This window comes from Streptomyces sp. NPDC085944 (assembly GCF_040686295.1).
GTDB lineage: Bacteria > Actinomycetota > Actinomycetes > Streptomycetales > Streptomycetaceae > Streptomyces > Streptomyces salinarius.
Map to the genome: position 1 here is coordinate 239,546 of NZ_JBFBJX010000004.1, position 11,927 is coordinate 251,472.

The 11,927-nt window shown below is 71.8% G+C and carries 9 protein-coding genes and 1 pseudogene; 2 read left to right on the forward strand and 8 right to left on the reverse strand.

Translation table 11 applies throughout. The features are described from left to right. Positions 1-25: 25 nt before the first annotated feature. Positions 26-907, forward strand: a pseudogene (locus tag AB0P07_RS09730) (lysylphosphatidylglycerol synthase transmembrane domain-containing protein); the annotation flags it as partial. Between the two features lie 215 nt (positions 908-1,122). On the opposite strand, the gene AB0P07_RS09735 reads toward AB0P07_RS09730, so the two are convergent. After that, entirely contained in the window at positions 1,123-1,881 is a 759-nt protein-coding gene (locus AB0P07_RS09735; protein ID WP_365548133.1) for a creatininase family protein, read from the reverse strand. 82 nt (positions 1,882-1,963) lie between these two features. Here AB0P07_RS09735 and ribA point away from each other — a divergent pair, with 82 nt between their 5' ends. Next, positions 1,964-2,626, forward strand: coding sequence for a GTP cyclohydrolase II (ribA, locus tag AB0P07_RS09740; protein WP_102929520.1), 663 nt, complete (start codon positions 1,964-1,966; stop codon positions 2,624-2,626). Positions 2,627-2,645: 19 nt separating this feature from the next. Here ribA and AB0P07_RS09745 read toward each other — a convergent pair whose 3' ends face one another. The 7 genes from AB0P07_RS09745 to tal all read right to left on the reverse strand — a co-directional run bounded on the left by AB0P07_RS09745 (position 2,646) and on the right by tal (position 11,902). Further along, entirely contained in the window at positions 2,646-3,878 is a 1,233-nt protein-coding gene (locus AB0P07_RS09745; RefSeq protein ID WP_365548136.1) for a serine hydrolase domain-containing protein, read from the reverse strand. A 108-nt stretch (positions 3,879-3,986) separates the two neighbouring features. Continuing rightward, positions 3,987-5,465: a membrane-associated oxidoreductase gene (locus tag AB0P07_RS09750; RefSeq protein WP_365547565.1), complete on the reverse strand. Its 1,479-nt coding sequence runs from the start codon at positions 5,463-5,465 to the stop codon at positions 3,987-3,989. Between the two features lie 56 nt (positions 5,466-5,521). Further along, positions 5,522-6,403 carry a phosphogluconate dehydrogenase (NAD(+)-dependent, decarboxylating) gene (gene gnd, locus AB0P07_RS09755; protein WP_061441303.1) on the reverse strand — a complete coding sequence of 294 codons (882 nt, stop codon included), beginning with the start codon at positions 6,401-6,403 and terminating at the stop codon, positions 5,522-5,524. Between the two features lies 1 nt (position 6,404). Beyond that, positions 6,405-8,057: a glucose-6-phosphate isomerase gene (pgi, locus tag AB0P07_RS09760; protein ID WP_365547568.1), complete on the reverse strand. Its 1,653-nt coding sequence runs from the start codon at positions 8,055-8,057 to the stop codon at positions 6,405-6,407. Next, a complete protein-coding gene (gene opcA, locus AB0P07_RS09765) occupies positions 8,050-8,985 on the reverse strand; it encodes a glucose-6-phosphate dehydrogenase assembly protein OpcA (RefSeq protein WP_365547571.1) in 936 nt (311 codons plus the stop codon). The genes pgi and opcA overlap by 8 nt, the downstream gene beginning before the upstream one ends. Then, positions 8,982-10,760, reverse strand: a complete 1,779-nt coding sequence (zwf, locus tag AB0P07_RS09770) for a glucose-6-phosphate dehydrogenase (protein WP_365547574.1) — start codon at positions 10,758-10,760, stop codon at positions 8,982-8,984. Before zwf ends, opcA begins: the two co-directional genes overlap by 4 nt. Further along, entirely contained in the window at positions 10,757-11,902 is a 1,146-nt protein-coding gene (tal, locus tag AB0P07_RS09775; protein ID WP_365547576.1) for a transaldolase, read from the reverse strand. Before tal ends, zwf begins: the two co-directional genes overlap by 4 nt. Positions 11,903-11,927: the final 25 nt, after the last annotated feature.

Here is an 11,927-nt window from a genome sequence, read left to right on the forward strand (position 1 = left end):
GACGGTGGCGGCGGAAGCCGAACCCGTGCCGACGGCCCCGCGCCGGAACACCACGACGACCGGCGGCAACGGCGACACACCTCCCCGGCGCTGCGTCCTGCGCACCCACCTGGGGACTCTCGTCGGCCTCGCCGTCCTCGGCGTACTCCTGTGGCGGACCGGGGCCGGTCCCCTGCTGGGCGGGTTGCGCGGGATCGACGCGCCCACGCTCCTGGCGGCGCTCGGCATCGGGCTCGTCACCACCGTGTGCAGCGCCTGGCGTTGGGCCCTGGTGGCCCGCGGTCTGCGCATCCGGCTGCCGCTCCTCCCGGCCGTCGCCGACTACTACCGCGCGCTGTTCCTCAACGCGGCCCTCCCCGGCGGCGTCCTCGGTGACGTGCACCGCGCGGTGCGGCACGGGCGCAGCACCGGAGACCTGCGGCGCGGAGTGCGGTCCGTTGTCCTCGAACGCGTCGCCGGGCAGGTCGCGTTGACCCTCCTAGCGGTCGTGGTGCTGCTCACCATGCCGTCCCCGGTGCGGGCCGGCGCCCGGCACGCGGCGCCGCTCGTGGGGGTGGCACTGGCCGGGGCACTCGCCGTCGTCCTCGCCCTGCGCATGAACCGGGCGCCCGCACCCACCAGCAGGAGGAGGGCCCCGCGGGCGATGCTCGCCGAGGCGCGTGAAGCGCTGCTGTCCCGGCGGAACCTGCCGCTGGTCGCGGTGTCGTCGGCCGTCGTCCTGGCCGGCTACCTCGCGATGTTCCTGCTCGCCGCGCGGGCGGCCGGCAGCGCCGCCCCCGCCTCCGTACTGACACCACTGGCCGTGCTCGCGCTGCTCGCCATGACGCTGCCGCTGAACGTCGGCGGCTGGGGCCCTCGGGAGGGCGTCACCGCCTGGGCGTTCGGCGCGGCCGGGCTCGGCGCGGGCACCGGGCTGGGTGTGGCCGCCGTGTACGGGGTGCTCAGCCTGGTGGCGAGCCTGCCCGGCGCCGTCGTGCTCGTCGTGCGCCGGTACGGCGGGACGCGTACGGGGTCGGCAGCCGCAGCCGCAGCCGCAGCCGCGGGCCCGGCGGACGGGACAACCGCGGGCCCGAGGGCCGGGTCCACCTGCCCGGCGGACGGTGTCCCCGACCCCGGCAGGTCCTACCCGCGCTCGCCCCCCTGCCGGGGCACGTCCGCCGCCGTCAGGACCGAGAAATACGCCCCGAAGGAATCCGCCAGACTCGCCAGCAGTTCCTTCCCCTTTTCCGCCGAACCCAGTGACGGGCGCCCGATGACACCGGAATCGGTATAGGCGGACATGCCGAGGGAGAGCAGATGACGCCGGTCGTCCGCGACGAAATCGGCGGCCTCGTAACCGGGCCGGACCAATTCGGGATGTGTGTGCAGAAGAACGGAGGTCTCGATTTCTCCCGCGTGCATGTCGGTGAGCAGCGAGGTGGTCACCCCCGCCCGTTCCCGCGCATCCTCCCAGTCCTCCGCGGCCGGGAACAGCGCCATCCGTTCGCCGCGTGCGGTGGCCTCCTGGACGACGTTGCCCAGGACGTAGTTGCCGCCGTGTCCGTTCACCACCACCAGGGCGTCGACACCCGAGCGGCGCAGCGAGTCGGCCGTGTCGCGCACCACGGCGTGCAGGGTCGTCGAGGAGATGCTGACCGTGCCCGGCCAGTCCGCGTGCTCGTGCGAGCAGCCGATCGTCACCGGCGGGAGCGGGTGCACCGGATACGCGGCGGCGATCTCGCGGACGATGGCGCAGGCGACGAGCGTGTCCGTCGCCAGCGGGAGGTACGGCCCGTGCTGCTCGTAACTCCCCACCGGCAGCACCGCCACCCGACGCGGCGCTCGGGCGCACCGCCCGCGCACGTCCTCGGTCGTGTCCGCCGGCACCAGTGAGACATCCATTCCCGCACGGCCTTTCGTCTCGGTCGACAAAAACTGTTGAGCCATTAGAGCATCTGTTGATCTGTTGAGGAACGCGAGAATCATGACGGAAAAAATTGGTGTACTCGGCAAGAAGACGTCGCAGCGGACGGACGTGGAACGGGTGGTCGTGACGCCGTTGCCCACCGTGTACGGGGAATTTCGCGCGTACGGCTATTTCGACCACGAGCGCGGTGACGAGCAAGTGGCCCTCGTCCACGGCGAGCCGGGCACCGACGGTGTGCTCACCCGGCTGCACTCCGAGTGCCTCACGGGCGACGCCTTCGGCTCCCAGCACTGCGAGTGCGGCGCCCAACTCGCCGCCGCGCTGCGGGAGGTGGCCGCCGCGGGAAGCGGGGTGGTCGTCTATCTGCGCGGGCACGAGGGGCGCGGCATCGGACTGCTCGCCAAGCTGCGCGCGATGGCGTTGCAGGCGGAGGGCCTGGACACCGTGGAGGCGAACCTCGCCCTCGGCCTGCCGGTGGACGCCCGCGACTACGGTGTGGCCGCCCGCATCCTGGGCGACCTGGGAGTGCGTTCCGTGCGCCTGATGTCCAACAACCCGCGCAAGCGGGAGGCGTTGGTACGGCACGGCATCGAGGTCAGCGAGCAGGTGCCGCTGCTGATACCGCCGTGCGAGAGCAACATCACCTACCTGCGGACCAAGCGGGAACGGCTCGACCACCACCTGCCCCACCTCGACGCGGTGGCGCACCTGTCGTCCTGAGCAGGAGAGGGCGGGGCGGTCAGTCCGTCACGGCGGCGGCCACCAGCCGCTTGAGGTCCGGGTAGACCGTGTGCGAGGACTTCGGCCGCACCTGGGTCAGGAACTGCACCGTCAGGTCACGGCCCGGGTCGACCCAGAAGGTGGTCGTCGCCACCCCGCTCCAGCCGTACGTGCCGAGCCCGGAGGGCGCCTGGGTGCGGTCCGGGTCGATCACCACGGAGACGCCGAGGCCGAAGCCGACCCCGTCGTTGCCGGGCCGGTCGTGCGCCGGGCGGCTGCCGAAGGCGCGCAGGTCGGCGTCGCCGGGCAGGTGGTTGCGGGTCATCAGGTCCACCGTCGCGGGGGAGAGCAGGCGGACGCCGTCGAGTTCGCCCCGGCGCCGCAGCAGCTCCGCGAAGCGGTGCACGTCGTATGCCGAGGAGACCAGGCCGCCGCTGCCCGACAGGAACCGTGGCCGACCGCCCCGCAGCGGCAGGCCGGGGACCGGCTCGATACCGCCGTCGTCCGTCTCGCCGTACAGCTCGGCCAGCCGGCCGGCCTGTTCGTCGGTGACGTGGAAGCCGGTGTCCGTCATGCCGAGCGGGCCGAAGATCCGCTCGGCGCAGAACGCGTCGAGCGGCTGCCCGGAGACCACCTCCACCAGGCGTCCGAGGACATTGCTGGCCACCGAGTAGTTCCACTGCGTGCCCGGCTCGAACTGGAGCGGCAGGGAGGCGTACAGATCGACGGTCTCCGCGAGGCCCGCGCCCGGCCGCACCGACGACTCCACACCGGCCGCCCGGTACAGCGCGTCGACGGGGTGGGAGTGGTAGAAGCCGAACGTCAGCCCGGCCGTGTGGGTCATCAGGTGCCGGACGCGCACCGGACCGGCGGCCGGCCGGGTGACGACGTCCGCCCCGCCCCCCTCGACGTACACGCGCGGCTCGGCGAAGGCCGGCAGATACCGGTCGACGGGGTCGTCCAGCGAGAGCCGGCCCTCCTCCACCAGGGTCAGCACGGCCACCGCGGTGACCGGCTTGGTCATGGAGTAGATCCGCCACAGCGTGTCGGCCGTCACCGGGAGCCCGGCCGCGACGTCCCGCAGCCCGTGCACGGTCAGATGGGCGACACGGCCGCCGCGCGCGACGGCGACCAGGAACCCGGGCAGTCGTCCCTCGTCGACCTGCCGGGCGAAGTGCCGGTCGAGCCGGTCCAGTGCCTCGGGGTCCAGCTCGGCCGCACCCGCGTCGACCTCCTGCCGCAGGGGTGGCATCGCCATCGCTCTCCTTGATCGTTCTTCGGGGTGGGTCTGGCATACCCCGCACTCGCGCACCCGGAACCCGAGACGCTTCGGCTCGCGGCCGGCGCTCGGGTGCCGGCTTCACTGGCGGCTGACGGTGCGGGTCACACCGGCGGCGACGGTGGTGGCCAGGATCCAGCCCATGAGGATCAGGACGTACGACAGGGTCTGGTACCCGCCCTCGGGCGCGAAGGCGCTCTCCTGGCCGAAGGAGATCACCGGCAGCAGCAGGTCCAGCGTGTAGAACACCGGGTTGAAGTCCGGGGCCTCGGCCGGCTTGAGCGGCGGTGGATGGTGCAGGCCGTACGCGACCGAGCCGACCGCGAGCAGCGACAGCAGCCAGCCGCCCGCGCGCAGCGGACGGAAGCCGTAGCCGACGGCGACGTCCTGCAGATGCCCCCACAGGCGGCCGTACCAGGGCAGGGTGCGCCGCCGCCGGCGCTGCTTGGCCAGTTGCACCAGCCGCGCCGCGTCGTCGTCGCCGATCCGCCGGTAGGAGGCGGTCAACTGCTCATAGGCATACGGCACGAAGCCGTCACCGTCGCGCTCCAGCATGGGCAGCCGCCGCTCGGCGGGTTCGTGCGGGGCGAGGGCGGTGTAGGTGAGGTCGCCGAGATACACCTCGGACGGCAGTTTCCCGGTGTCGAGGGTGAGCAGGTCGATCTGGGAGCGCCGCAGGTTGAGGGCGCCCTCGATCCGGTCGCCGCGCCGCAGCCACAGCTCGCCGATGACGCAGCTGCTGGCGCGCAGCGCGGTGCCGCCCGTCGACGACAGGCTCGCGTGCAGCAGGTCGAGGGTCCCCGGGACGCGGGCGCCGCGGAAGTCGACCCGGCCGCGGACGCGCAGGCACGCGGCGCCGACGCCGGAGCCGACGACGAGGTTCTGCGCATCCAGGGCGGTGCCGCCGGCGGCGTCGAGTCGGGCGTCCCGGAGGTTCACCGTGCCCGTGACGGAGGCGCCGGTGAGCCGCACCGGCCCGCGGGTGCTGAGTCCCGGCGCCCACAGGTCGGCGCCCAGTACGGCCTGGTTGAGCTGGAGCACCGGGCCCTCGGTGTCCGGTGCCTCGATGCGGGTGCCCTCCAGGTACAGGCTGCCCGTGATCTCCGCCCCCGCGAGCCGCACCATGCCGTCGAACCGGGCCCGGGTCAGCCGCAGTACGCCCTCCACCCGCACGGCGTGCGAGATCAGCCCGGGCAGCACGGACTCGCTCAGGTTCAGCTCACGCAGCCGGGCCCCGTAGAACCGGGGTGCTTCGTCGAAGTGGCAGTGCCGCAGGCGCACGGGGTGGTCGACCGTCGCGTACTGAAGATCCAGCCGCCCGGTGACGCGCGCCCCGGCGAGACTGAGCGCGGCGACCCGGCCCTCCTCCCGCGGCCCGTCCAGGAGCAGGGAGCGCAGCACGCTCGCGCGCACGGTCCGTTCGGGCCCCCAGGTGCCGCCGCCGGCGGGGTCGTCGGAGTCCGCCGCGGTGGGGCAGCCGGCGCGGAAGTCCACGTCGGTGCCCGAGGCGAACGCCCGCCGAAGACGCGACTCGGCCGGTGTCAGGTCGTTGATCTCCATCAGGGAGGGACTCTGACCCGCACCGGCCGATCACGTCAACGCGTCCTCGGCGCCGCCTACTTCTTGGCCGACTCCACGGCATGCCCGCCGAACTGGTTGCGCAGCGCGGCGATCATCTTCATCTGCGGCGAGTCGTCCTGCCGGGACGCGAACCGGGCGAAGAGGGAGGCCGTGATCGCGGGCAGCGGCACCGCGTTGTCGATCGCCGCCTCCACCGTCCAGCGGCCCTCGCCGGAGTCCTCGGCGTACCCGCGCAGCTTCTCCAGGTGGTGGTCCTCGTCCAGGGCGTTGACCGCCAGGTCGAGCAGCCAGGAGCGGATGACCGTGCCCTCCTGCCAGGAGCGGAAGACCTCGCGGACGTTGTCCACGGAGTCGACCTTCTCCAGCAGCTCCCAGCCCTCGGCGTAGGCCTGCATCATGGCGTACTCGATGCCGTTGTGGACCATCTTGGAGAAGTGCCCGGCGCCGACCTTGCCCGCGTGGACGTAGCCGTAGGGGCCGTCGGGCTTGAGGGCGTCGAAGATCGGCTTGAGGTCGTCGACGGTCTCCTTGTCGCCGCCGACCATCAGGGCATAGCCGTTCTTCAGTCCCCACACGCCGCCCGAGACGCCCGCGTCGACGAAGTTGATGCCGCGCTTGCCCAGCTCCTCGGCGTGCTTCTCGTCGTCCGTCCAGCGGGAGTTGCCGCCGTCGATGACGGTGTCCCCGGGCTTGAGCAGCGTGGCCAGCTGGTCGATGACGTGCTGGGTGGCGCCACCGGCCGGGACCATCACCCAGACCGCGCGCGGCCGCTCCAGCCGGTCGACGAGCTCGACCAGGCTGTCCACGTCGGCCCGTTCGGGATTGGTGTCGTATCCGACGACGGTGTGGCCGGCGTTGCGCAGACGCTCGCGCATGTTGCCGCCCATCTTGCCGAGACCAACGAGACCGATCTCCATGTCAGTGCACTTCCTTCAGTTCACGGTAGGCGGCGACCAGTGCCTTGGTGGAGGCGTCCAGGCCGGGGACTTCGGTGCCCTGGGTGAGGGCGGGTTCGACGCGCTTGGCGAGGACCTTGCCGAGTTCGACGCCCCACTGGTCGAAGGAGTCGATGTTCCAGATCGCGCCCTGGACGAACACCTTGTGCTCGTAGAGGGCGATGAGCTGGCCCAGGACGGACGGGGTCAGTTCGGCTGCCAGGATCGTCGTGGTGGGATGGTTGCCGCGGAAGGTCTTGTGCGGGACCAGTTCCTGCGGCACTCCCTCGGCACGGACCTCGTCGGGGGTCTTGCCGAAGGCGAGGGCCTGGGTCTGGGCGAAGAAGTTGGCCATCAGCAGGTCGTGCTGGGCCTTCAGTTCCTCGCTCAGCTCGGCCACCGGGCGGGCGAAGCCGATGAAGTCCGCCGGGATCAGCTTCGTGCCCTGGTGGATCAGCTGGTAGTAGGCGTGCTGCCCGTTGGTGCCGGGCGTGCCCCACACCACCGGCCCGGTCTGCCACTGCACCGGGTTGCCGTCCCGGTCCACCGACTTGCCGTTGGACTCCATGTCCAGCTGCTGGAGATAGGCGGTGAACTTCGACAGGTAGTGCGAGTACGGCAGCACCGCGTGCGACTGCGCGTCCAGGAAGTCGCCGTACCAGACCCCCAGCAGGCCCAGGACCAGGGGTGCGTTGGCCTGGGGCTCGGCGTTGCGGAAGTGCTCGTCGACGATGCGGAACCCGTCCAGCATCTCCCGGAAGCGGTCCGGGCCGACGGCGATCATCAGGGACAGGCCGATGGCCGAGTCGAAGGAGTACCGGCCGCCGACCCAGTCCCAGAACTCGAACATGTTGGCCGGGTCGATGCCGAAGTCCGCGACCTTGTCGGCGTTCGTCGACAGCGCCACGAAGTGCTTCGCGACCGCCTTCTCCTCGCCCCCGAGGCCGGCCAGCAGCCAGGAGCGCGCCGAGGTCGCGTTGGTGATCGTCTCGATGGTGGTGAAGGTCTTGGAGGCGATGACGAACAGCGTCTCGGCCGGGTCCAGGTCCCGGACCGCCTCGTGCAGGTCGGCGCCGTCCACGTTGGACACGAAGCGCAGGGTGAGCGAGCGGTCGGTGAAGGCCCGCAGTGCCTCGTAGGCCATCGCGGGACCCAGGTCGGAGCCGCCGATGCCGATGTTGACGACGTTCCTGATGCGCTTGCCGGTGTGGCCGGTCCACTCGCCGGAGCGGACCCGGTCGGCGAAGCCGGCCATCCTGTCCAGCACGGCGTGCACCTTCGGCACGACGTTCTCGCCGTCCACCTCGATCACCGCGTCCCGCGGGGCACGCAGCGCGGTGTGCAGCACGGCCCGGTCCTCGGTGATGTTGATGCGCTCACCGCGGAACATCGCGTCGCGCAGCCCGAACACGTCGGTCGCGGCGGCCAGTTCCCGGAGCAGGGCCAGCGTCTGGTCGGTGACCAGATGCTTCGAGTAGTCGATGCGCAGGTCTCCCACGCGCACGACGTACCGCTCGGCCCGCCCGGGGTCCCGGTCGAACAGCTCGCGCAGGTCCGGGTGGGGCAGCGCGCCCTTGGCGTGGTCCGCGAGCGCGGTCCACTGGGGGCGCTGGTTGAGCTTGGGGGTGTCAGACATGAACGGGGGTCTCCTTGCCGGCCTCGCCGCGCAGGGCGACGGCGTACATCTCGTCGGCGTCGAGGCGCCTGAGCTCCTCGGCGATCAGTTCGGAGGTGGGGCGCACCTTCAGGGCGACGGAGCGCGAGGGCTGCCCGGGGAGGGTCATCGTGGCGAGCGGGCCCTCCGGGCGGTCGACGACGATCTCGCCGTTCGCCGTGCCCAGGCGGACGGCCGTGACGACCGGTCCGTCGGTGATCACGCGGTCCACGCGGACGCCCAGGCGGGCCTCCAGCCAGCGGGCCAGCAGCTCGGCGGCCGGGTTGTCCGCCTCGGCCTCCACGACCGCGGAGGTCACCGGCACCCGGGCCTGGTCCAGGGCCGCGGCCAGCATCGAGCGCCACAGCGTCAGCCGGGTCCAGGCGAGGTCGGTGTCGCCTGGCGCGTAGGCGCGCACCCGGCGCTCCAGGACCTCCATCGGCCGCTCGACCGTGTACAGGTCGGTGATCCGGCGCTGGGCCAGCGCGCCCAGCGGGTCCTTAGCGGGGTTGTCCGGCGCCTGGACCGGCCACCACACGACCACCGGCGCGTCCGGCAGCAGCAGCGGCAGCACCACCGAGTCGGCGTGCTCGGACACCTCGCCGTACATGCGCAGGACGACGGTCTCGCCGGTGCCGGCCTCGGAGCCGACCCGGACCTCGGCGTCGAGGTGCGAGCGGGTGCGGTCGCGCAGGTTGCGGGGGTGGCGTTTGATGACGACCAGCGTGCGCGAGGGATGCTCGTGCGAGGCCTCCTCGGCGGCCTTGATCGCGTCGTAGGCGTTCTCCTCGTCCGTGACGATGACCAGCGTGAGCACCATGCCCACGGCCGGGGTGCCGATGGCCCGGCGGCCCTGCACCAACGCCTTGTTGATCTTGCTTGCCGTGGTGTCGGTCAGGTCGATCCTCATGGCCTGCGCCAGCTCCGTCCGTCTCGTGCGAGCATCTCGTCCGCTTCCCGGGGTCCCCAGCCGCCCGACGCGTACTGCGCGGGCTTGTCGTGCGAGGCCCAGTACTCCTCGATCGGGTCGAGGATCCGCCAGGACTCTTCCACCTCCTGGTGGCGCGGGAACAGGTTCGCGTCACCCAGGAGGACGTCCAGGATCAGCCGTTCGTACGCCTCCGGGCTGGACTCCGTGAACGACTCGCCGTAGGCGAAGTCCATCGACACGTCCCGGATCTCCATCGACGTGCCCGGCACCTTGGAACCGAACCGCACCGTCATGCCCTCGTCCGGCTGGACCCGGATGACGATCGCGTTCTCGCCCAGCTCCTCCGTGGCGGTGGAGTCGAAGGGGGAGTGCGGGGCGCGCTGGAAGACGACCGCGATCTCCGTGACCCGGCGGCCCAGGCGCTTGCCGGTGCGCAGGTAGAAGGGGACGCCCGCCCAGCGGCGGTTGTCGATGCCCAGCTTGATCGCCGCGTAGGTGTCGGTGGTGGAGGCCGGATCGATGCCCTCCTCCTCCAGATAGCCGGGCACCTGCGCGCCGCCCTGCCAGCCGCCCGCGTACTGCCCGCGCACCGTGTGCTCGCCCAGGTCGTCGGGCAGCCGCACGGCGCGCAGCACCTTCAGCTTCTCGGTGAGCAGCGACCGCGCGTCGAAGGCGGCGGGCTCCTCCATGGCGGTCAGCGCGAGCAGCTGGAGGAGGTGGTTCTGGATGACGTCGCGGGCGGCGCCGATGCCGTCGTAGTAGCCGGCCCGGCCGCCGATGCCGATGTCCTCGGCCATGGTGATCTGCACGTGGTCCACGTAGGACCGGTTCCAGATCGGCTCGTACATCTGGTTGGCGAAGCGCAGCGCCAGGATGTTCTGGACGGTCTCCTTGCCCAGGTAGTGGTCGATGCGGAAGACCTGCTCCGGGTCGAACACCTCGTGGACGAGCGCGTTCAGGTCGCGGGCGCTGTCCAGGTCGTGGCCGAACGGCTTCTCGATCACCGCGCGGCGCCAGGAGCCGTCCGGCGCGTCGGTCAGCCCGTGCTTCTTGAGCTGCTGGACGACCTTCGGGAAGAACTTCGGCGGCACGGAGAGGTAGAAGGCGTAGTTGCCGCTGGTGCCGCGGGAGGCGTCCAGCTCGTCGACGGCCTTGCGCAGCTGTTCGAACGCGTTGTCGTCGTCGAAGTCGCCGGGGATGAACCGCATGCCCTCGGAGAGCTGCTGCCAGACCTCCTCGCGGAACGGCGTGCGCGCGTGCTCCTTGACGGCGTCGTGCACCACCTGGGCGAAGTCCTGGTCCTCCCAGTCCCGGCGGGCGAAGCCGACCAGCGAGAAGCCCGGCGGCAGCAGGCCGCGGTTGGCCAGGTCGTACACGGCCGGCATCAGCTTGCGCCGGGACAGGTCGCCCGTGACGCCGAAGATGACCAGTCCGGAGGGGCCGGCGATACGGGGCAGACGGCGGTCCTGGGGATCACGCAGCGGGTTGCTCCAGTCGAGCGGTGCCACCGGCTCCACGCCCTCCCTGGCCGCGCCCTTGCCCTTCGCCTCCTTGGCGGCGCGGTCCGTCGCGGACTTCTTCGCGCCCCGGGGAGCCTTCGCCCGCCCGGACGCCTTCGCCGTCCCGGCGGCGCGGGCCTCGTCGGCCTCCTCGGCGTGCGGCGGGCCCGCCGCCTCCTGGGCCGTCCGGGTCTCCTTGGCTTCCTTCGTCGCCTTGGTCTCCTGGGGCGCCCCAGCGGGAAGCTCCTCGCTCATTCCCCGTCAACTCCCTTGCTGTCGAGGGACTTCGTCACGGCGGCGAGCAGGTCGTCCCAGGCCGCCTCGAACTTCGCCACGCCCTCTCGCTCCAACTGCTCCACCACCTCGTCGTACGGCACGCCGAGCCGCTCCACCGCCGCGAGGTCGGCCCGGGCCTGGGCGTACCCGCCGGTGACCGTGTCGCCCCGGACCTCGCCGTGATCGGCGGCGGCGTCCAGGGTGGCCTCCGGCATCGTGTTCACGGTGCCGGGAGCGACCAGCTCCTCCACGTACAGGGTGTCCCGGAATGCCGGGTCCTTCACCCCGGTCGACGCCCACAGCGGACGCTGGGGGTTGGCGCGGGCGCCGGCGAGGGCGGTGAAGCGGTCGCCCGCGAAGACGTTCTCGTACGCCTCGTAGGCCAGTCGCGCGTTCGCCAGCGCCGCCTTCCCGCGCAGGCCGAGCGCCTCTTCGGTGCCCAGCAGCGACAGGCGCTTGTCGAGCTCGCTGTCGACGCGGGACACGAAGAAGGACGCTACCGAGTGGATGCCGGCCAGGTCGATCCCGGCCGCCTGCGCCTTCTCCAGACCGGCGAGGTAGGCGTCCATGACCTCGCGGTAGCGCTCCAGGGAGAAGATCAGCGTGACGTTGACGCTGATGCCGGCACCTATGACCTCGGTGATCGCCGGGAGGCCGGCCTTCGTCGCCGGGATCTTGATCATCACGTTCGGGCGGTCGACCAGCCAGGCCAGCTGACGCGCCTCGGCGACGGTGGCCCGCGTGTCGTGGGCGAGTCGCGGGTCGACCTCGATGGAGACCCGGCCGTCCCGGCCGCCGGTGGCGTCGTAGACCTCGCGCAGCACGTCGGCGGCGGCGCGGACGTCGGCGGTGGTCATCATGCGGACCGCCTCGTCCACGGTGACGCCCCGGGTGGCGAGGTCGGCGAGCTGCTCCTCGTAGCCCTCGCCGGAGCCGATGGCGGCCTGGAAGATCGACGGGTTGGTGGTGACGCCGACGACGTTCCTCGTCCGGATCAGCTCGGCGAGGTTGCCGGACTCGATCCGCCGCCGCGACAGGTCGTCCAGCCAGACGGACACCCCCTGGTCGGCCAGGCGCTGCAGTGCTCCCGCGGAGGCGGTTGCTTCGGTCACAGTGATCATCTTCTCTTTCTGCGATCGGATCGGG